The 22,255-nt window shown below is 52.0% G+C and carries 14 protein-coding genes; 6 read left to right on the top strand and 8 right to left on the bottom strand.

The genetic code is table 11. From position 1 onward, the window contains the following. Nucleotides 1-530 precede the first annotated feature (530 nt). Entirely contained in the window at nucleotides 531-1,520 is a 990-nt protein-coding gene (gene hemB, locus JQX58_RS08300; RefSeq protein ID WP_204146370.1) for a porphobilinogen synthase, read from the top strand. A gap of 119 nt (nucleotides 1,521-1,639) precedes the next feature. Next, the gene (ppk1, locus tag JQX58_RS08305) at nucleotides 1,640-3,895 is read left to right on the top strand and encodes a polyphosphate kinase 1 (RefSeq protein WP_204146371.1); all 2,256 of its coding nucleotides are present in this window, start codon (nucleotides 1,640-1,642) and stop codon (nucleotides 3,893-3,895) included. A 70-nt stretch (nucleotides 3,896-3,965) separates the two neighbouring features. On the opposite strand, the gene JQX58_RS08310 is transcribed toward ppk1, so the two are convergent. The 6 genes from JQX58_RS08310 to rho all read right to left on the bottom strand — a co-directional run bounded on the left by JQX58_RS08310 (nucleotide 3,966) and on the right by rho (nucleotide 13,315). Then, complete coding sequence (locus JQX58_RS08310; protein WP_204146372.1) at nucleotides 3,966-6,761, bottom strand: M16 family metallopeptidase; 2,796 nt, start codon at nucleotides 6,759-6,761, stop codon at nucleotides 3,966-3,968. 60 nt (nucleotides 6,762-6,821) lie between these two features. Further along, nucleotides 6,822-9,554 carry a TonB-dependent receptor plug domain-containing protein gene (locus JQX58_RS08315; RefSeq protein ID WP_204146373.1) on the bottom strand — a complete coding sequence of 911 codons (2,733 nt, stop codon included), beginning with the start codon at nucleotides 9,552-9,554 and terminating at the stop codon, nucleotides 6,822-6,824. Between the two features lie 78 nt (nucleotides 9,555-9,632). Next, a complete protein-coding gene (locus JQX58_RS08320; protein WP_204146374.1) occupies nucleotides 9,633-10,580 on the bottom strand; it encodes a DUF4880 domain-containing protein in 948 nt (315 codons plus the stop codon). Beyond that, nucleotides 10,567-11,088, bottom strand: a complete 522-nt coding sequence (locus JQX58_RS08325; RefSeq protein WP_204146375.1) for a sigma-70 family RNA polymerase sigma factor — start codon at nucleotides 11,086-11,088, stop codon at nucleotides 10,567-10,569. Before JQX58_RS08325 ends, JQX58_RS08320 begins: the two co-directional genes overlap by 14 nt. 68 nt (nucleotides 11,089-11,156) lie before the next feature. Continuing rightward, the gene (locus tag JQX58_RS15445) at nucleotides 11,157-11,873 is read right to left on the bottom strand and encodes a ferredoxin reductase domain-containing protein (protein WP_204146376.1); all 717 of its coding nucleotides are present in this window, start codon (nucleotides 11,871-11,873) and stop codon (nucleotides 11,157-11,159) included. 176 nt (nucleotides 11,874-12,049) lie between these two features. Then, entirely contained in the window at nucleotides 12,050-13,315 is a 1,266-nt protein-coding gene (rho, locus tag JQX58_RS08335; protein WP_204146377.1) for a transcription termination factor Rho, read from the bottom strand. A 454-nt stretch (nucleotides 13,316-13,769) separates the two neighbouring features. On the opposite strand from rho, the gene ppx reads away from it, so the two are divergent. From ppx to JQX58_RS08350, 3 genes are all read left to right on the top strand, one after another. After that, entirely contained in the window at nucleotides 13,770-15,290 is a 1,521-nt protein-coding gene (ppx, locus tag JQX58_RS08340) for an exopolyphosphatase (protein ID WP_204146378.1), read from the top strand. A gap of 509 nt (nucleotides 15,291-15,799) precedes the next feature. After that, the gene (gene mqo / locus JQX58_RS08345) at nucleotides 15,800-17,296 is read left to right on the top strand and encodes a malate dehydrogenase (quinone) (protein ID WP_204146379.1); all 1,497 of its coding nucleotides are present in this window, start codon (nucleotides 15,800-15,802) and stop codon (nucleotides 17,294-17,296) included. A 71-nt stretch (nucleotides 17,297-17,367) separates the two neighbouring features. After that, nucleotides 17,368-17,628 (top strand): YfcL family protein, encoded by a 261-nt coding sequence (locus JQX58_RS08350; protein ID WP_204146380.1) that lies wholly within the window; start codon nucleotides 17,368-17,370, stop codon nucleotides 17,626-17,628. Between the two features lie 376 nt (nucleotides 17,629-18,004). Here JQX58_RS08350 and JQX58_RS08355 read toward each other — a convergent pair whose 3' ends face one another. Continuing rightward, nucleotides 18,005-18,916, bottom strand: coding sequence for a LysO family transporter (locus JQX58_RS08355; protein ID WP_204146381.1), 912 nt, complete (start codon nucleotides 18,914-18,916; stop codon nucleotides 18,005-18,007). 175 nt (nucleotides 18,917-19,091) lie between these two features. Between JQX58_RS08355 and JQX58_RS08360 the strand changes: the two genes are divergently transcribed. Further along, nucleotides 19,092-20,474 (top strand): MATE family efflux transporter, encoded by a 1,383-nt coding sequence (locus tag JQX58_RS08360; RefSeq protein ID WP_239090222.1) that lies wholly within the window; start codon nucleotides 19,092-19,094, stop codon nucleotides 20,472-20,474. 45 nt (nucleotides 20,475-20,519) lie between these two features. On the opposite strand, the gene JQX58_RS08365 is transcribed toward JQX58_RS08360, so the two are convergent. Then, on the bottom strand, nucleotides 20,520-22,133 hold the full coding sequence (locus JQX58_RS08365) for a methyl-accepting chemotaxis protein (RefSeq protein WP_204146382.1): 1,614 nt from the start codon (nucleotides 22,131-22,133) through the stop codon (nucleotides 20,520-20,522). Between the last annotated feature and the right edge of the window lie 122 nt (nucleotides 22,134-22,255).

Consider the following 22,255-nt stretch of genomic DNA (forward strand, 5'->3'; position numbering starts at 1 on the left):
GAGATCTGCATAAGCCCGAAATTTTCGCGTGGCAGAGGCCCGGTACGAGGGGATTGCATCCCCGATCGCAAGCGCAGCTTGCTTAGCTCTCGAGAAGGCGCCTTTGCCGCCGGTCGCGGGCCCAGATCGGTAAGAGGGGGTTGCATCCCCGATCGCAAGCGCAGCTTGCTTAGCTTTCGAGAAGGCAGCTAGCGCCGCCAATCGCGGGCAATAGCCCCCTCGTACAGAGGTCGCATCCCCGATAGCAAGCGCAGCTTGCTCATCTCCAGAAAAGGCAGCTTCGCTGCCAATCGCGGGCAATAGCCCCCTCGTACAGAGATCGCATCTCCGATCGCAAGCGCTTTTCTATAAATTTGCTGAATGATATCAATACCTTCCTTTGACATTTGTTCTAAAATGTCGGTAATCATTTATAAGGGAGAGTCACCACTAACGTGCTTTCCCTTGTTTTATTGGGCAATTTTTCTGTTTGTAATCTAATTGTCACAAATAATTTATAGTTTACACCCCATAAAGTAAGGAGCTGGTACATGACCTTTCCGTTCGCTCGTATGCGCCGTATGCGTAAAGATGATTTTTCACGCCGTTTAATGCGTGAGCATCGCCTTAGCGCTGATGATTTGATCTACCCAATGTTTGTCATTGAGGGGGAGGGCATGCGTGAGGCGGTGCCGTCGATGCCAGGTGTGGAGCGTGTCAGTATTGATCTGTTGTTAGAAGAAGCAGCAGAGCTGGTTGAGTTGGGCATTCCTATGGTGGCCTTGTTCCCAGTCGTGGGCGACGATCAGAAGTCACTCGACGCTGAAGAAGCTTACAATCCGGATGGCTTAGCGCAGCGCGCGGTGCGTGCATTACGTGAGCATTTCCCTGAGCTTGGGGTGATGACCGATGTGGCGTTGGATCCGTTCACGACCCACGGTCAAGATGGCATCATCGATGAAGACGGTTATGTGCTCAACGATATCACCACGGAAGTGTTGGTCAAGCAGGCGCTATCTCATGCCGAAGCAGGCGCACAGGTGATCGCGCCGTCGGATATGATGGACGGTCGTATTGGTGCGATTCGCGAGGTGTTGGAGCTTGAAGGCTACATCAACACGCGCATCATGGCGTATTCGGCAAAATACGCATCGGCTTACTACGGGCCGTTCCGTGATGCAGTCGGTTCGTCGGGCAATCTTGGTAAAGGCAATAAGTTTACCTACCAAATGGACCCTGCCAACACCGATGAAGCGCTACGTGAAGTGGCGTTGGATTTGGATGAAGGTGCGGACATGGTGATGGTAAAGCCGGGCATGCCGTATTTGGATGTGGTGCGTCGCGTCAAATCTGAGCTAGGCGTGCCGACGTTTGCTTATCAAGTCAGCGGTGAATACGCGATGCAGATGGCAGCGTTTCAAAATGGTTGGTTAGACAAAGACCAAGTCATGATGGAGTCGTTGTTGGCGTTTAAACGCGCTGGTGCCGATGGCATCCTCACTTACTTCGCAAAAGACGCAGCACGCTTGCTAAAAGGCTAGTTCGTCTCGGAAAACACCGTGACGCGTACGCTGCGTTAGTGTAATTTTAAAGTGGCTCATGACTTAGTCTTTGAGCCACATGGAATCTATTGATGGCACGGTATTGGAGCTGACACATAATGTCTGAACAGCCTGAAAACGAAAAACAAGTTTCTCAATCTACCCAAGCGGCGACCGAGCAAAAATCGTCGGCTGAGGTGAAAAAGCAAATCGAGGCGGCGAAAGAAGAGTTGGTGCTAGAGCCGATTCCAGAACAGCCGATCGAGCCTGCGCGCATTGCGATTGAGGAGCGTTTGCCAGAAGACATTGATCTGGCTGATCCAGAGCTGTATTTCAACCGTGAGCTAAGCCATCTACAGTTTAACGCCCGTGTACTCGAGCAGGCGATGGACGAAAACCATCCGATTTTAAATCGCTTGATGTTTTTGTGTATCTTCAGCTCCAACATGGACGAATTCTTTGAGATCCGTGTCGCGGGTCTTAAGAGCCAGATCGAATACAGTCGTGAAAAGAACGGCCCAGATGGCATGCACCCAGCGAAGGTGTTGGATCTGATCAGTGATCACGCCCATCAGTTAGTGCGTCGCCAGTACCGTATCTTAAACGATATTATTTTCCCGAAACTTGCCGAAGAAAACATTCGCTTTATCCGCCGCTCGGTGTGGACGGAGCAGCAATCGGCTTGGGTCAAACGCTACTTCCGTGACAACGTGCTGCCGATCATTAGCCCAATTGGCTTGGACCCAGCGCACCCGTTCCCACGTTTGGCCAATAAAACTTTTAACTTCGTGGTCGAGCTCGAAGGTCGTGATGCCTTTGGCCGTGAAAACGGTTTGGCGATCGTGCCCGCGCCAAGCTCGTTGCCACGTTTGGTGAAATTACCGGATGATGTCTGTGATGGCGGCGACAATATGGTGTTCCTATCGTCAATCATTCACGCCCACGCGGATCAGTTGTTCCCTGGCATGACGGTGAAGGGCTGTTACCAATTCCGTTTGACTCGTAACGCCGACCTAGAAGTGGATTCAGACGACATCGGTTTGGACTTGGCCGGCGCTCTGCGTACCGAGCTGCAAAGCCGTCATTACGGTAGTTCTGTGCGTCTTGAGATCGCTGATAACTGTCCGTCGCACATTGTTGATTCGCTGTTGGCGCAGTTTGAGTTGTCGGATAAAGACTTGTACCGCATCGACGGTCCGGTGAACTTGAGCCGTCTATTAGCCGTGCTTGAGCTGGTCAATCGTCCGGATCTGACCTATGCGCCATTCTCCCCAGGCTTGCCTAATAAACTGGCCAAGTCGGGCAATATTTTTGAGGCGATTCGCCAGCGCGATTACCTTTTGATGCACCCGTTTGAGACCTTCTCACCGGTGATCGATATGCTAAGCGAAGCGGCCAAAGATCCAAATGTGATCGCGATTCGCCAAACGCTATACCGTACCGGCGCCCGTTCGCCGATCGCTAATGCCTTGGTCGAAGCGGCCCGTAACGGCAAAGAAGTGACCGTGGTTATCGAGCTGCGCGCGCGCTTTGACGAGGCGGAGAACTTGGCCTTGGCGAGCCGTCTGCAAGACGCCGGTGCGATCGTGGTCTACGGCGTAGTACGCCATAAAACCCACGCCAAAATGATTTTGATCGTGCGTCGTGAAGGCGCTGAGCTGACCCGTTATGTGCATTTGGGCACAGGGAACTACCACGCCGGTAACGCGCGCTTGTACACCGACTACAGTTTCTTAACCTGTGACAAAGAGATCGGTGACGATGTACACCGCGTGTTCCAGCAGTTAACCGGCATGAGTAAAGAGCTGAAAGTGAAGAAGCTGTTGCACGCGCCGTTTACCCTGCGTGATCGCTTGCTCGATATGATCGCCCAAGAAGCCGACAACGCGCGTAAAGGCGAGCCTGCGCGTATCATCATTAAGGTGAACTCCTTGACCGAGCAACGCTTAGTACAAGCCTTGTACAAAGCGTCGCAAGCGGGCGTGAAGATTGATCTGATCATCCGTGGTATTTGTACGCTGCGCCCAGGCATTAAGGGCGTGTCGTCTAATATTCGTGTGCGCAGTATCATCGGTCGCTTCTTGGAGCATACGCGGGTGTATTACTTCTACAACAATCGTTCGCCGCTGGTGTACTTATCAAGTGCCGACGGTATGGATCGTAACTTGAACAACCGTGTTGAGGTGGCGTTCCCGATCCAAGATTATAAGCTGGCGCGTCGCGTGAAAAAAGAGCTGGAATACTATCTAAAAGACAACACCCAGAGCTGGTTGCTGCAAAGCGATGGTTCGTACCAGTTGACCAAACCGCGTAAAGGCGAGTACCGCAGCGCGCAGCGCTCGTTGCTTAACGATTTGGCGGATAACGCTCGCTAAACGGCAGGTTTTGTCTACTACACAAAAAAGCACGCTTCGGCGTGCTTTTTGCGTTTTAAGTGTTTGCGGTTTACTGCTTAGTCGCTGCTGGAGTCAGTATGCCTAAGGTTTGGCTTGGCCAAGTGAGCGCCTGTAACAGGGCTTCCAAATTGTCGCTATTAAAGGCCTCAGGTAGCTCGTCTAGATGCGCTAAATAACGCGCATCGCCGTATTGTTGCAGGCTCAAACTGAGGCGATTAAAAATGGCTTCTGGCGCTTCCATACGCGCTCGATCGGCTTTAATAAAGTGCCCCTGCTGGGCCTTAATCCACGCCGGCGTGATCTGCTCTTGCCAATGCTCTAATACGTCATTCATGGCGGTACGCATGCGCTCAAGGCGCTCTGGGGCGGTGCTAAAGTCGACACTGAGCTCAACCCCTTGCTGGGCCAAGTCATAACGAATATCCGCACTTAGACTGTACACCCCTTGCTGTTGGCCACGCAGCTCTGCTTTAAGTTGGCGGTAAAGTTCGTCAGCCAAATGCGGAATCACGGCGGTGTAGTTGGGCTGCCAAGCCAGCGGTGTGAAGGCTTTTAATGTTAGCTGACTGCGCGGCACTTGGGCGGCGGCTAGCTCAAACTCACGTTTGCCAGACGCGGGCGTGGTGACCGAGCGACGGATAGCAGCGCTCGGTTCGCGCTTAATCGCACCAAGGTAGCGATTAAGCAGCGGCAGCAAGCGCTCCACCTGATCGGCGGCGACTAAGTACTGCACCGGGCGTTGTTGCAGGGTTCGGGCCTGTTTTAACAAGGTCAGCTGGTCGGTGTCTAGGAAGGTTTGCAGCCCTTGCTGACGCTCAAGTTTTGTGGAGCTTTGAGCGAAGTGCTGCTCATTAAATTGACGCTTAAACAGAGCGCTGGGGCGCTCGGCCACTGGGTTAAGCTGACGTGTCAGTGTGTCTTGAAAGCTTTTATAGGCGTCCGGCTGCCAGCGGGTGATGTGCTGTGATTGCTGGTAAAACGCCAGCAGTGCGGCGAGATCTTGTGCGCGCACCGTGGCATTAAACTGGCGCTCAGTTTGCGTCTGTGACCAGTGGCTTTGTACCTTGAAGGTTTTACGCCACAAGGCTTGTTCGTCGGCACTCCAAGTCGGCGTGGTCGAGGCCGCCATCAATTGCGCCAATAGCTGTGAGTAAGTGTCTGAAAACAGCGAATTGTGATAGCCAAAATCACTGATGGCGCGAAACTGTACCCTATCGGAGGCGGGCGCGGGCCAGTGACTTTGGTCCAACAGCCAGACTTGATCGCCATTGGCCAGTTGCCAGTGACTGACGCCAAGCTCAGGCTGGCTCGTCAAACGCTTGGCAGGTATCGCTTGGGTATCGGCCACGAGGCGCGGCAGCTTGGTTTCACTGGCCGGCTGTGGTGCTGCGAGCTTGTCCGGTACGGCATTTTGTAGCGCTTGCACTTGGGCGTTTTTGAGCGCTGGTGTGTGGCTGTTATTGCCCGCCAGTTGTTGATAGAGAATCTGATCAGGCGCACTGAACCAAGCCTGCATCCGTTGATTGACCTCATCGAGTGTTATCGTGTCGAGTAGTTTGAGGGTTTGCTGATTTTGCACCTTGGGATCGGGCAATGTTTGTTGTTTGGCGGCGGCTTCGATCAGCTTGGCGAGCCAAAAGATTCCGCGAGATTGTGCCGCCTCGATATTACGCTGGGCCGTTTGCTTGGTTCGCTCGCGGATGTGCTCAAAGTCACTGGTGTAAAAACCGTGCGCTTGGATGCGTGCGACTTCTTGGAATAACTGACCTAGCTGTTGGTCACGCTGACCCTCAGCGAAGGTATCGGCGATCGCCACCACATCGACGTTGGCGGACACTTCGGCTTTGGTAACACTTAAATGGCTATCATTGCGCTCTGCTTGGCGCTCGATTTGTTGAGACAGCAGCTTAAGGGTGAGGTAATTGATCAGGTTGTGGCGACGGGTATCGGGGTCGTCGCCGTGTACACTCGGTATGCGATGCAGCCACGCGATGCGATTAAGGCGGCTGGTCGGGTGTACGAGCTCGGCCAGCTTTAGTTGCGCTTTGAGCTCGGGATCTTTTTGCGCGCGTGCGGGCAGTGCTTGGTTTGGCACATCGGCAAACGTTTGCTTGATGAGCTTAGCGACCTGTTGGCGGTCCTGCGGCCCCATGACCACTAGGCTGATGTTGTTGGGCTGATACCAGGCGTCATAAAACGCTTTAATTGAGTCGCGTGGCATCTGCACGATGCTCGCTTGCGTGCCGATAATCGGGCGCTCGGTCACGTCTGAGCCATGATGAATGATGGCTTTTTTGGCTTGGTTAAGGGACTGACGATCACTGAGTTTGCTGCGCCATTCTTCCAGTACGATGGGCTTTTCCGTGGCGAAGTCTTGAGCGTTGAGTTGGGCCTTAAACACCATCTCTTTGAGTATGGTCAGTGCTTGGGTCAAGGTGTCAGGTTCGGCATCGGGCAAGGTCAGCATGTAGCGGGTGACGTCGGCATTGGTAACCGCATTGAAGCTGCCGCCTTGCTCTAAACCGAGATCATAGAGCGCTTGGCGGGCGCCATCTGGATACTGCTCGGTGGCGTGAAACACCATGTGCTCCAGCATGTGCGCGACGCCATGTTGTGCTGGGGCTTCATCACTGGCGCCAGCGTGGACGATCAGTTGTACGTGAGTGCGTTGCTGTTCGCTAAGCTCTGGGTCTTGGCGCGCATCAAAGCTTAGGTAGCGCAGGCCATTGCTGAGTTTCCCAGCTTGGATTTTGGGGTCCCAGCCCAAGCTATCTTGAGCGAGTATATGGGCGCTGAATGCGCTTAGACATAGGCTAGTCAAAGCGCTTAATAGGTAACGAGTCATAGGGTTATCTTTGGTCTAAGTGCGTGTGGTGAAATCAATGTGTGGCGTCCTTGGCAGGCGCTAGAAGCGCATGCCAACTTCAAAGGCAAAGGAGCGACCAACGGTGTAGCTGTAGTCGTCTTCGTTTAGGGCGACGTTGATGACTTCATCAAACACATTATTGATGCCGACCTGCAGGTAGCCGTCTACATCGGCCGTGAGCTGTGGGCGCCACGTGATTTTGGTGTCGACGGTGACGTAGTCATCAAAGCTGACGTCGTCGTAGATGTCATAGCTGTAACCATTGACATCAATGTCTTCACGGCTGTCGATGGCTACGTCACCGCCGGCGTGTAGGTGCAGGGCGTTGGCCCAAGTGAGATTCCAACTCGGGATGTCGGTGCGGGTGGCAAAGTTAAAGCGAAATGGCACATTAAAATCCCACGCGGGTAATTCTGAGCGATCGCTCACACGGCCATGGTAGTAGATGGCATCGTCGCCGTAATTTTCGTCGTAGTTGTCTTCGCTTTGGCTGTTACTAGTGGATTCTTGCCAAGCGATTGAGCTGGTAATGTAGGTTTTTGAATTACCCAGCTGGAAGCCTTCTAACGTCTCTAACGACAGGCTGATAGATTGATGATCTGAGCGACCTTCATTGGTGTAGTAGTACAGACCATCGTCGTTACGACGGCGCTGCACGCCATCTTCTGAGTCACGACGTACGCCTTCTAAGGTAACTTCGACTGGGCCCATGCGCTGGGCGACCGACAGCACTAATTCGTCTGAATAAGGCGTATTCAGGTCGTAGTCCTCTAAGGAGCGGTCTTCGTGGGTCGTGATGCGACGCAGGCTACCATCAGCATTGTAGCGCTCTTGCACGCGCCAGCTACGTAGGGTGTCATTGATGGCGTAACGGAAGAAACTACGGCCGTAGTAGCGGCTGGCGCCAGCGGTCAACACGGTACTGCGATCGCCAAAGGTATCCCATTCGACATTGGCTCGAGGTGACAGGTTGAGGTTGTCGAGCAGTGTTTCTTGGTCAGCACGTGCGCCCAGCGTTACTTGCCAGTTGTCGATGTTGATTTGATCTTCCACGTACAGGCCATAGCTTTGGTAATGCTCACTGGCGCGATTTTTCGCCGTGACCGCACGGTTAAATAGGTATTCGTCTGCGCTGTCACGTTCGCCATCACCATTGGCGTCGTCACAGCCATCGTTGGCGCTGCCCGAACGACAACGATAAATGCTGTTGATGATGTCGTCTTCTACTTGGTAGAAGGCTTCGTTGGCTTCTAGCTGTACCCCTGCATTCCAAGTGTGGCGCGTGTTGCCCCAGTCTTTGGCGTCTTGCTGCCAATCCAGAGCGAGGCTGTAGCGATCTTGTTGCTGGCGCACATCGCCGTAGCCGCCAGAATAGTTGGAGCGGTTATAGAAGCTCTCTGTCGGATGATATTCCGAGATCGCCGAGGCAGAGTCTAGGCTATCGTAGTTACGATCAAACCCTAAGGTGGTTTTGAGCTGACTGCTATCAAAGTAATAGGTGCTGTCGAGGCTGACGCCGTAGCCAGTGTGATCACGCTCAAACGGGTCGTCGAAGGAGTCTGAGGTGATGCCATTGTAGCGGCGCTGGGAATATTTCAGCGACGCGCCCAGGTCCATTCGATCGGTGGCGATGTAATCTAGGCGTGCCATGACATTGTCGATCTGATCTTTGTTGTCGATGTTGACCACTTCGCCACGGCCGGAGTTGTTGCGGTAATGCTGCTCAAATTCTGATTGCGCGCGCGACATAGTGAGCGAGCCGGATAAACGGTCGTTGATCTTTTGCACGCTGGTCAGCGATACGCGCTGCTTAAGGTAATCGGGAATGTAAGACCCTTCAAAGCTGTCCCCTTCGGCGAAGTCTTCTTGGTCGTCTTGGCTGCCATGAATCGAGTCATATTTGCTGTCTTCTAAACCGTATTTGATGCTGGTGAAGGACTCGCCCGCAAAACGACGTAACTTGGCATCCACCACGCCGCCGGTAAAGCCGCCAAATTGTGCTGGAATGTTGTTATCGTAGACGGTGACTTCTTCTAGCGCTTCTGGGTCGACGTAGTAGCCTTGGCTTGAGCTGCCGCCGAGCATGGATAAATTGGCTGGGTTGATCGGGTTGCTGAAGGTGTCTTGATTGTCCCCAGGGTTTAAGTCGTTGTTACTGCTGACGCCGTCGATTAAGTAGGCGTTTTGGTACGAGGCTTGGCCGTGGATGGCGATTTCTTCAGGGCGCAACGTAGCGGCATTGCCCGATAGTGAGGCCGAGCGACTGTAATTGACATTAGGGTTACTGCGAAACAGCGAGGTCATCGAGCCGGTGGTGCCAGCCATGGTTTCGATTTGCTCACTGGTAATGGTTTGTTGGCCACTGGTTTGTTGTTGGCGCTTGGCTTCAATCATCAGGGTCGATAGGGACAGACTGCCTTTTTGCTGCGTCGGCACAATGATCAAATGCCCTTGCGTGGTGCTTTGGTAGCTAAGCCCTGTACCTTGTAATAGCAGCTTAAGCGTGGCCAAACCCGATTGCGTGCCTTGATAGCCTTGGGTGATTCTGCCGTGCAAATTGGCGGCATCACTGCTGCTTAGATAAATGCCGGTTTGGTTAGCAAATTGATTAAGCGCCGCGGCAAGGTTGCCCGGCGCGATATCGTACTGGTGCGCTTCAGACAAGGAGCCGGACGCTTGCGCGGCGCTGCTGGCAAAACCTATAGCAGCGGTCAGCAGCAGTGCTTTGTGGTGTTTAATACATTGCGTGATCAAAGACGGTGTCAACAGCATGAAAATGTGCCCTGTAATTGGTTGTTATTCTTATTACCGTTTCAGGTAGATAAAAAGGGACAGGGCAAAGGAAAAAAATTACGCCATTTCTATAAAAGTCAGATAGGGCAAGGGTTGGTGTAGCTTAATTGGCGCCACTTGAGCCAAAAGTGCTAAGGCGTCATCAACGGGCTGCAGCGGAAAAGAGCCGCTGATCGGGTGCTCGGTTAAGCGCTCATCCAGCTGTATATGGCCAATGGTGTGGCGACTCAGTTCATGGATAAAGGTCGCCAGCGGCAGGTCGATGCTGTCTAAGCGGCCTTGGGTCCAACTGATGTGGTGTGGTTGGCTCGGGCGCACCGCTGAGATCACGCCCTGGTGTACGCGTACGGTTTGTGCGCCGTCTAAAATGCGCTGACCTTGTGGCGTAATCACTTGTGTGCGGCCGCTAAAATTGGCGATCAGTAATTGATCATCGTCTAGCTGGCGACAGCTGACTTGCCCCGCGTGACAGAGGATATCGGTATTGCCGCTATTGATGTGCACGCGTTGCGATGGCTTGGCGTAGAACGCCAGTTCGCCGCTGGTCAGGGTGCAGTGCACATGGCTTTGTCGGTCGCTTACATTGGCTGCGCTTAAGGTATTGAGCCACAAGGTGCCGCTTTGGGTAGCAAGTTGTTGGCGCTCGCCGACGCCCGTGTGAACGTCGCTGCTAAGATTGCTGGCTAACGTGGGTAATGGGCTTTGGCTGGTCAGCCAGCCAAGTCCGACACCTAAGACGCCAAGCGCGCCAAGACGGCGGATAAAGTCACGTCGCTCCAGCGTGCGCTCAGGCGCATTAAGTAATACACGAGTGGCGCGCGGGTCTTGCTCAAGACTATCAAAGCGGGCTTTAAGGCGTTGGATTTTATCCCAAGCGGCTTGATGTTCGGGGGCGGCTTGGCGCCAGCGTTCAAACGCGGCACAAGGTGGCTGCGTTTCCAGCTCGATCGACCACTCGGCGGCCTGCTGTAGCGCTTGTTGGGAAATAGAGTTAGAAGTGCTCATGGTGTTCGGTTTCATCCAATACTTGGCAGCACTGCACCAGTGCTTGGGCCACATAACGCTTAATGGTGCGTTCAGAGACGTTGAGCTGCTCTGCCAGTTCAAGATACGTAAAACCTTGTAGGTGAGCGCCGATAAAGGCCCGTACCACGGCTTTAGGCAGTTGGCTTAAGCATTGATCCAGCACGATTAAAGTGTCGAGAATGGCTTGTTCATCTTGGCCTAGCTCATCTTCTTGCGCCAGCGTCTGCTGCATGGCGAGACGCCATTCTTGCTCGATGCGCTTGCGTCGCCATTGGTCGACACATAAGCCTTTGGCGATGGTGACAAGTAATGCTCGTGCGTGGCCTAAATCGGTAAAGGTTCTGGGCTTGAGTAACAGTTTGACGAAGGTGTCTTGTGCGATATCGGCGGCTTCTTCGGAGCAATTGAGGCGCTTCTTAAGCCAGCCTGATAGCCACGAGTGGTGCGTTCGATAAACCTTGTCGATCGGATGATCGGGGGGATGCATGACAACCTCATTACTGGAAAATGAAATGAAATTTACCAGTAATGAGAATTGTTTTCAAATGTATCTTGTTAGCTTTTCGGGCGTGGCGCGTAAGCAAATACATCGGAGTGGCAGTGGCTTTCTTGGATGCCCTTGGCTTCAAGCTGATCCAGCGTGCCGTAGACCATGCCCACTGATCCACTGATAAAGGCATGAATGTCTTTGAGATCCGTGTGGTCTTCCAGCACGGCTTCGTATAGCCAACCGGTGCGGCCAACCCATGCAGCGCTGCCTTCATTGACGACCACGTGAACGTGGAAGTTTTCTGGTGACTCGTGGTTTTCGATCCAGTCCATGATAAAGGTATCAGCCGCCGTACGTAGCCCCCAGTAGAAGTGCACTGGGCCTTGGTATTGCTTGTGCATCAAGTCATCGTAGATGCTCTTCATCTGTGCGAAACCGGTGCCGCCAGCGATCAAAAGCAGTGGCGCCTCAGGGTTGAGCGTCACTTTATCAATGTTGGCATCGCCACCTGGGATCTTAAGCTCAACGCTGTCGTTTTGCTGTAGGTGCTCGACTACGCGTGCTGCCAAAGAGTTTTCTTCTGCCACGAGAATGTACAGTGTCAGCGTGGGTAGCTCGTGTGGCGCGCTGCCGATCGAGTAAGGTACTTTTTCACCACTTGGTAGGGCGATCATCAAGTACTGACCAGCGATAAACTGAACGTCGTTTACTTCAAGCTGTGCTCGGTAAACGGTGCTGTTGATTGACTCAACTTTGGTAACTTTGGCGCTAACGTCTTTCACCTAAATGACTCCGTTGTTCTCTCGTATCGGCTTCTTGGAACCGTTATTGTATCGTTGATAACGCCCGTTGGCGTGCCATTGGGCGCCATTATATCGGCGCTATTTGTAGAAAAAAAAGCCACTTTCGCACAAAAATGAGAAAGTGGCTTGTGTGTAGCGTTTAAGGCAACAATCGCTTACTTGTTTTTGCCTTTCATCGACTCGAAGAATTCATCGTTGGTCTTAGTGACTTTTAGACGATCAATCAAGAATTCAGTTGCCGCCACATCTTCCATTGGGTTCAGCAGTTTGCGCAAAATCCACATACGCTGTAGCTCGTCTTCTGTAGTCAGAAGGTCTTCACGGCGCGTGCCAGAGCGGCGGATGTTGATCGCAGGGAAGGTGCGTTTTTCGGCGATCTTACGATCTAGGTGTAGTTCCGAGTTACCGGTACCTTTAAATTCTTCGAAGATAACTTCGTCCATTTTCGAGCCAGTATCGACTAGCGCAGTGGCGATGATGGTCAAGCTGCCACCTTCTTCGACATTACGTGCGGCACCGAAGAAGCGCTTCGGACGCTCAAGAGCGTTGGCGTCAACACCACCGGTCAGTACTTTACCTGATGAAGGAATCACGGTGTTGTAGGCACGGGCAAGACGCGTGATCGAGTCTAGCAGGATAACTACGTCTTTTTTGTGCTCAACCAAGCGCTTGGCTTTTTCGATCACCATTTCGGCCACTTGTACGTGACGTGCTGGTGGCTCGTCGAAGGTAGAGGCTACCACTTCACCGCGAACGGTACGTGACATTTCGGTCACTTCCTCAGGACGCTCGTCGATTAGTAGCACGATCATGTGACATTCTGGGTTGTTGCGGGTGATCGAGTTAGCGATGTTTTGCAACATGAAGGTTTTACCGGCTTTTGGTGGAGAAACCACCAAGGCACGCTGACCTTTACCCATTGGCGCCACCAAGTCGATGATACGTGAGGTGACGTCTTCGGTAGAGCCGTTGCCCGCTTCCATGATCAAACGATCTTGAGCGAACAATGGGGTTAAGTTTTCAAACAGAATCTTGTGACGCACGCTGTCAGGTTTGTCGAAGTTAATCTCGTTAACTTTTAGCAGTGCGAAGTAGCGTTCGCCGTCTTTTGGTGGACGGATCTTGCCGGCAATGGTATCGCCAGTACGCAAGTTAAAGCGGCGAATCTGGCTTGGTGATACGTAAATATCATCAGGGCCTGCCAAGTATGAGCTATCAGGTGAGCGTAAGAAGCCAAAGCCGTCTTGCAGAATCTCAAGGATGCCGTCGCCGTAGATATCTTCACCACTTTTCGCGTGGCGCTTAAGGATTGCGAAGATAACGTCTTGTTTGCGTGAACGGGCAAGGTTGTCTAGCCCCATTTCCGCAGCGATATCTAGTAGTTCAGGGACTGATTTCTTTTTTAGTTCGGTAAGGTTCATAAACGAATTTGTATGTTGGCTCATAAGAGGAAAAATGACGGGACCATAGTGATGTAGTTACACCGCGATTCATGATCTGTGTCGGAAGTATTTATAAAACAAAAAATGCTTTTCGACACCGAAGACCGGCTAGGGCTTTATCCATGGCTGGAGTTCAATAGATCGCAATGGGCGAAGTCGAACAGCTTAATAATAACTGATTGGAGTCTTGTGATGGGCAATTCTATGTAGATCGTCACAAGACTGGTTAACTATAGTGCGACAAAATCCTGAGGTCTATAGTAAAAAAGGCTTAATAACGCCTTTTTTGTTAATTTTTTGACCGTTTTCCGTAAAAGTTTTTACTGTTAATGCTGCCCAAGGGCAATTGCTGGGGCAATTTGCTCATGACAGATGCGGTGAAACGGGTTAACCTTCAGCCATCTTTTGAATTAAGCAATATAGGCGTTAATGGATGCAGTCTCTTTTTGTGCAGCAGTCGCACGATTTTCCATTCGAAAAAATCGCGGCCATTGATCTTGGCTCCAACAGCTTCCACATGGTGGTGGCGCAGGTTACGCATGGTCAGTTGCGTATCACCGGTCAATACGGGGAAAAGGTTCAGCTGGCGGCTGGACTTCAAGAAGACGATACCCTAGATGAAGCGTCGCAACAGCGCGGCATTGATTGCATTGCGCAATTTGCCCAAGTGATCGACGACTTACCACTGGGGTCGGTGCGTATTGTCGGCACCAACGCATTGCGCGCTGCTAAAAACCGCTATGACTTTATCTCTAAAGCCATGGATGTGATCAGCCACCCAGTCGAAATCATCGCCGGTCGAGAAGAGGCCCGTCTGATTTATATGGGTGTGGCACGCACCATGGACCACGGCGATCAAAAGCGTATTGTGGTCGATATCGGTGGTGGCTCCACTGAGTTTATCATTGGTCAGCAACAAGAGCCGATCCTTACTGAAAGCCTGCATATGGGCTGTGTCAGCTACCGCCAACGCTTCTTCCCTGATGGCACTATTACTAAATCAAACTTCCAAAAAGCGGTGACCGCCGCGCGTCTTGAGCTGCTGAGTATTCAAGATGACTATTTAGATGAAGGCTGGGATGTGTCGATTGGCTCTTCCGGTACGATAAAAGCTGCTTATAACATCGCCATGGAAAATGGCTGGAGCAAAAAAGGCGTGACGCCAAAAGTGCTCAAGCAAATCCAAAAAGCCCTGTTTGACGCGGGTCATGCGGACAATATCGATTTACTTGGCTTGAAGCCTGAGCGCAAAACCACCATTGCCGCGGGCATTGCGATCCTGACGGCAGTGTTTGAGTGTTTTGGCATCAAGCAAATGGACTTTTCGGCGGGCGCCCTGCGTGAAGGTGTGCTGTACGACATCATGGGCCGTTACGAAGACACGGATATCCGTGAGCGTACCGTCAATTACATGATCAACCAGTACCACATCGATACTGAACAAGCCAAACTGGTGACGCATACTTCTCTGTCGATGTTAGAGCAGGTGAAAAACGATTGGACACTGGGCTCGCTGTCTTGTGAAGACATTTTGCGTTGGGCGAGCTTATTGCACGAGTGTGGCATGGGCATTTCTCACAGCCGTTACCACAAACATGGCGCTTACATTATCAGTGAGTCCGACATGCCTGGCTTCTCGCAACAAGAGCAGCAAGCGCTGGCAAGCTTAGTGTTGCGCCATCGCCGCAAGTTTACCCAGTCCTTAGACTTCCGCTTTACCAAAGGCGATCAGCAAGACTTAGATCGTTTGGCGATTTTATTGCGTTTGTCGATTCTACTGCACATCGACCGCAAAGAAGGCGATATGCCGATCTTTACTCTAAAGGCATCGGATAAGTCTCTGCACGCTGAGTTCTTACCTGGCTGGTTGGACGGCCGTCCGTTGACGCTGGCGAACCTGCAACGTGAAGCCGAGTACTTAAGCGTCTCTGGTTATCACTTCACTTTTAATTAAGTGTTTATCCCCCTAGCCGATGCTTGGCAAGGGGGATAAAATACCGCCCTAAGATAGACGTATCTTTGCTCTAGTTCCGAGCCTGCAAATAGTGGCTATTTCTAAGGCTTATAACGCCTGCGTTATAGTCAGCGCTAAGATCGGGTGTTTTTCAACGCCTCTGAAAATTCGTAATATAAAACAGACAGTTAAGTATCCACGGTTTTTGGCATTTGGTTGTGAATTTGCGAACTTAAGGTTGCTAAACTAAGACCAACGTCTCAAGACATTGGCGTCAAAATACGTATAATCTACGGCACACCTGCTCAAAACCCTAGCAAGGTTGAGCGCTTGGACTTATTTAACGCATGGTTAGGTAAGAGGCGTTCTCAGGGGAGTGATGAGACAGTGCAACTATCTTTATCCAGATAGCAGAGGAAACGTGCGAATGGGTCTTCACCATTTCGTATTCGCACCTTCCCTTATGGTCAAGAGCCCTATACCCCATCACTCTCAAACTACAACTGGCTATGACACGGCGAACTCATATGACCTCAAATATTGTAGATGTACTACTAGTCGGGGGCGGTGCGATGAGCACAACCCTTGGAATGCTGCTGAAACAGCTTGACCCTTCGTTCACGATTACTATGGTCGAGCGCCTTGAAAAAGTTGCACAAGAAAGTACCGACGGCTGGAACAACGCTGGTACAGGCCACGCTGCCTATTGCGAACTTAACTACACCTCACCGAACGCTGATGGCACCACCAATATCGACAAGGCAGTCAATATCAATGCAGCATTTGAAGTAAGCCTACAATACTGGTCTTACCTCGTAGAGCAGGGGCTGTTACCCGAACCTTCCGAATTCATTAATCGCGTGCCACACCAAAGCTTTGTTTGGGGCGCGGACAATGTGAAAAAACTAAAATCACGCTACGAAGCCATGAGTGCTCATCCAGCGTTTCGTGAAATGGAGTACACCGAAGATCGTGACACCATGAGCGAATGGATGCCGCTGATCATGCAAAATCGTAGCGGTGACGAGCCACTAGCGGCGACTCGCATCGGCCATGGTTCTGATGTGAACTTCGGTGCTATTGCGCGCAACATGGCTAACTACCTTGAGCAGCAAGACGGCTTTAACCTAGAGCTGAACGCACAGGTAGAAGATCTGACCCAACAGTCTGATGGCACATGGAAAGTCAGCATCACGCAAAATGGCCAGCGCCGTGATATTCATGCCAAATTCGTATTCCTAGGGGCTGGTGGCGGTGCGTTACCACTGCTACAAAAATCTGGTATCAAAGAAGGCAAAGGCTACGGCGGCTTCCCAGTAAGTGGTCAGTGGTTAGTATGCGACAAACCTGAATTGGTACAACAACACTTGGCTAAAGTGTACGGTGCTGCGCCGATCGGTGCGCCACCAATGTCAGTGCCGCATTTGGATACGCGTATTATCGATGGCAAAAAAGCCATCTTGTTTGGCCCGTTCGCTGGTTTTACGACTAAGTTCCTGAAGCAAGGTTCGGTGTTTGACCTGATTAAGAGCGTACGCGCTGATAACCTTGGCAACATGCTGAGCGTTGGCAAAAACAACATGGACCTGACCAAGTACTTGATCAGTGAAGTGCGTCAGTCGCATAAAGACCGTTGTGCCTCGTTGCGTAACTTCTTCCCCGATGCGCAAGACAAAGATTGGACTTTGGCGTACGCGGGTCAGCGTGTGCAAATCATCAAAGAAGGGCCTGATGGCGCCGGTAAGCTGGAGTTTGGTACCGAAGCGATCGTTGCCGAAGACGGCTCAATTGCCGCACTGCTTGGCGCTTCGCCGGGTGCATCGACGACGGTGAACACCATGATCGGTATCTTGGAACGCAGCTTCTCTGAGCGCGTACAATCGCCAGAGTGGCAAGCCAAGCTGAAAGAAATGGTACCGTCTTATGGCGAGTCATTGGTCGAAAATACCGACCTACTGCTCGAAGTACGTGCTCGTACACTTGAGACATTAAAGCTTAAGCCGTAAGCTTAGCCCACGTTTTCAAAGCCGACCTCACCGCAAGTGTGGTCGGCTTTCTTATATTTGAGGAAATCTACATGACCACCTTTGCTGAACGCGCCGACGCGCTATCAGATCAACTGCGCGATCTAGAACATCAAGCCGACGATGGCGACCAACTGTTTTACTGCGCTTACTTACTAGGCTTACTTGGCCTGCACAGTGCTGTGGAAGGCGAAGGCGCTGACACCTTTGATGCCTATTTTGAGCAAGAGCTAAAAGACACACTGGAAGCGGAAGGCGTCACCGAACAGGACCAAAGCCGCATCCTAGGCCTTTGGCAGCAAGTGACAGCTTAGTTGCTAACTTCTTGTACGAGGGGGCTATTGCCCGCGACTGGCGGCGCAGCCGCCTTGTCTTTAGCCGAGCAAGCTGCGCTTGCAATCGGGGATGCAATCCCCTCGTACCGAACTGTGCCCGCGACTGGCAGCGCTAGCTGCCTTTCCTTGAAATAAGCAAGATGCGCTTGCGATCGGGGATGCAATCTCTGTACGAGGGGGCTATTGCCCGCGACTGGCGGCGAAGGCGCCTTATCTTTAGCCGAGCAAGCTAGCGCTTGCGATCGGGGATGCGATCTCTGTACGAGGGGGCTATTGCCCGCGACTGGCGGCGCAGCCGCCCTATCTTTAGCCGAGCAAGCTGCGCTTGCGATCGGGGATACAATCCCCCTTGAACTTACATCCCCATAAACAGTGGGATCAAAATCGGTGTCAAAAGACTCATGATAAAGCCGCTGGCGATGCACACAGGAACAATGTCAGCACCGTGTACTTTGCCGAGCAAAGGCAGGGTGAAGTCCATGGCGGTGGCGCCGGAGTAGCCTACGGATAAGTGGCTATTAATGCGCGCAAACAGTGGAATCAGCATCAAGGCGACGATCTCACGCCCCAAGTCGAGTAAAAACGCCGTGGTGCCCAGCACGGGATCGCCCAAGCCGGTGATTAAGATGCCAGACAAGCTGTACCAGCCAAAGCCCGATACCACCGCCAGGCTTTTATTCCACTCAAGACCTAGCAAACTGCCAGCAACTAATCCTGCTAACAAGGTTGTCACGATGGTGGTGCAGGCAATCGCCATACCTTGGGTATTAAGAAACAACTTACGCAAACGAAAGTTACCTTGGCGCAGCTGACAGCCGACTAAAAAGAGCAATAAGTACAGTAGCCAAGTGACCAATTCATCGACGCTCGGCAGCCAATGTTTGAGGCTCCAACCTGCCACTACGCCCGCTAATACCCAAGCCAAGGTCTTGGCTGCATCGCGTAACGCTTGCTGAGTTGATGAATTATTATCCACATGCGCAACCTTGCTAGCGCCGCCGTGGAAAACTCGCCCGCTTATCCACAGTACAGCCAAGGGCAACACAGTGACCGCAACAAACAGCACCATCGCTTGATAGCCCGCAATAACGATTTTACTGGCCAAATTATCCAGCGCGCCGATGCTGTAACCAATCAACCCGAGGATGACAAATGTCAGCTGTGTCAGGCCCTTAGCGACTCGCTCAGGAGTGAACGGTTTTAGATGCAGCCAATAGCCGGCCAAAAGTGCCGCCAGTAGGGGGCCGAGTGTCGAGAGAATGGTCATAATCCCTTGATCCTAAATTGGTTTTGTCAAAATGTCGGGAAGGGGCGCAGTCACACCGGATAAGGCCTGAAAAGCACACAATTGGTGCAATTATACCTTGTTATCGTGCAAGTTTGACCACTTGGTGATAAATTCTGCCGAGCTTATTTTGAACCCTTTTAGTGCGATGCCAACCATGTTTAAACGCCTTAGCCAACGTTATCCCTCTTTAGGGGAAATCCTGCATTTATTGTTTCCGATGATCTTAACCATGACGTTGGAATTATCCATCTCGCTTGTGGATACAATCATGCTGGGTCACTACAATTCGCTGCATTTAGCCGCCGTTGGCCTCGCCGCGAGCCTTTGGACGCCAGTGGGGTGTTTTATGATTGGTGTGACCTTTGGTCTAACACCTTTGATCACGCGTCACCTTCATGGGCGCCAGCGGTTGTTGGTCAATATTTATATGTCCCAGGCGTTTGGTCTATCGATTATTTTAGGCGTGATCGGCGCGCTGATGAGTTTGACCTTGTTGCCGATGGCGGCGCGTTGGATGGCCAGTGAAGCAGAAACCCAGCAGGTGGCGGCGCAGTATTTGTATCTGTTTTCGCCGACCTTTATGGCGTTGGCGCTGATGACTTCGTACAAAAACCTGTTTGAGGCGGCGGGCAAACCGCGTGTGCCTTTGTTGGTTGCGATCCTTAGTTTGATCCTGAATATCATCTTTAACTCGGTGCTGATCTACGGCAAATTTGGTTTCCCAGAGCTGGGGGCAAGCGGTGCAGCGATCGCCTCGGCGGCCTCGGTGTGGCTATCACTTGGGGTATTTGTGTTGTACGACCGTAAGATTAACAGCGACACCTTATTTAGCCGCATTGATTGGTACTATGTGCGCCACTTCGGCATTTTGTTTGGCGTCGGTATGCCGGCAGGCTTTGCCTTTGCCTTTGAGATCGGTTTGTTTTCATCGCTGACGTGGCTGATTTCGTCATTTGGTGATCTGGCGCTAGGCGCTGGGCAAATCGTCATGTCTTACTCCACCATTTTGTTTACGCCATTAATGGCCATGAGTGCCGTGACGGCGATCGTGGTCGCCAAAGCCATGGCCACCGATGGCATTGAAGAGGTGCAACGTCGCATCCGCATTATCGTGGCATTGGGCGCCGGTTATGTAGTGATGTGTTTTACCCTGACGCAGACGTTCAACGAGCAGATCCCACTGCTGTTTAGTACCAATGAAGTGGTCGCGTCGATGGCAGCAGGTATTTTGTTGATTTCATCGTCTTATCAACTGCCTGATATGCTGCAAACAGTCTTCACCGGTGCGCTGCGCGGTTTTCGCGATACGCGCTCAAGCATGATTGCCATGGGCGTGTCGTTGTTTGGTTTTAGTATTCCGTTGGGCTACTGGTTGGCGCATCTAAGCCCGTGGGCCGAGACGCTGCATGTACGCGGGTTGTACGTCGGTTTGGGAATTGGCTTGGTGTTGCTGGCGTCGATCCTGATCGCTCGCTATCGCATGACCTTGATTAAATACCGCCATAAAAAGCTGCCCCATCCAGAGGAAGTGGCTTAACAATCAAACGGCTCTGTCATCATTTGATGACAGAGCCTAATCGGTTTAAACCTTAAACTGATTGGTTAGGTTATTGAGCGATTCCGCTAGGCGGGCTAGCTCTTGGCTAGACGCGCTACTTTGATCCGCTGCGGCAGCGGTGCCGTTGGCGATATCGCGAATCTTCACTAGACCTTCGTCTACTGTCGTAGACACGATCGATTGCTGCTCTGCCGCCGAGGCAATGGCGGTGTTTTGCTCATTGATGTTGGCGACTGAGCGCTTGATCGCGGCTAGCGCTTCACCGGCACGTTGCGCCACTTCTAGCGTGTTTTTCGCTTTTTCATGGCTCGAACGGATCGAAGAAACCGTGCTATCGGTGTTCTTTTGCACCGAGTTGATCATGGTTTCAATCTCGATAGTGGATTCATGAGTACGGTGCGCCAGGCCACGGACTTCGTCCGCCACCACAGCAAAGCCACGACCACTTTCGCCCGCGCGCGCCGCTTCGATGGCAGCGTTCAAGGCTAATAGATTGGTTTGTTCAGCGATGTCGCGGATCACGTCCAAGACTTTGCCGATGTTCGAGACTTGCTCTTCAAGTGAGGCCACACCTGTGATCGAGCCATCCAGCTCGTTAAGTAGGCCAGTGACCGTCTCGACAGTGGTATTCACTTCTTGTTGGCCAAGCTCCGAGCGTTTATTGGCCGATTGCGATTCTTCTGAGGTTGAGACTGCGTTGCGTGCCACTTCATCGACCGCCGAAGACAGCTCTGTAACCGACGAAACTGCTTGCTCAAGCTCCACATTTTGATCGTAGATGGCTTTGGTCGATTGCTCGGTAACAATGCTCAGCTCTTCTGAGGTCGCCGCTAACTGACTGGCTGAGGATTGGATTTCATTGATGGTCTGACGCAATTTGTCTTGCATCGCCGCCAGCGCGCGGATCATCGCAGCGGATTCGTCGTTGGCTTGATCGTCAAAATCTTTGGTCAAATCGCCATCGGCGATGGTTTGCGCGGCTTTGATTGCGTTATTAAGCGGCACAACCAAGCTGCGGGTAAAGAAGTAAGAGAACAGCACCACTAAGATCAGCGCGGCGATGATCGCTGAAACCAAAATAGCCGTGGTTTCACCTTCGGCGGCATCGACGGTGTTGTCACTGTCTACCACGCGTTGGGTTTGAAATGCTTCAAGCTCCTCGATCGCAGCGCCGAGCTTATCACCCACGGTTTTGGCTTGCGCTTGGAGCGCTGACACAGACTGACTGTCATTGATGACGGCATCTAGGATTTGTCGCTGTAGCACCGTGTACTGCTCAAACAGGTTAGTGATTTGATCCACTAAGCCGCGTGCTTCATCCGCATGGGCCACACTTTTCATGTTGTTGAGCTCGGTGACGAAGTTGTTTTCTGCGGCTTGTAGCAAGGCACGCCCTTCGTTGATTTCGTCGGGTGAAAGCATAATCTTCACCACTTCGAAGCGTACTTCGTATAGCGCTGCCATCATATTTTGGGAATAGGATAGCGCTGGAATACGATGCTCAGTAATGATGTCGAATTCGTCCGACAAATTCGAAATACGGTTTAAAGAAAACAGCCCCAGTAGCAAAACAACTAAGCCAACAGTGGCAAAAGCAAACGTCGAGCGCTTGCCTATGGAAAGGGAACGAATGATCATTGTCGTCATTACTCCTTAATAATCGACGAGATATGCGAAGGTGAACTTCGATGAGATTTGGGTAAAGCGCGTAGTGAGCCTGTTCGAGGAAGAGGCGTCTGCTTAGTAAGCGAGTCCAGTCA

This window comes from Marinomonas ostreistagni (genome assembly GCF_016888445.1).
Lineage (GTDB): Bacteria > Pseudomonadota > Gammaproteobacteria > Pseudomonadales > Marinomonadaceae > Marinomonas > Marinomonas ostreistagni.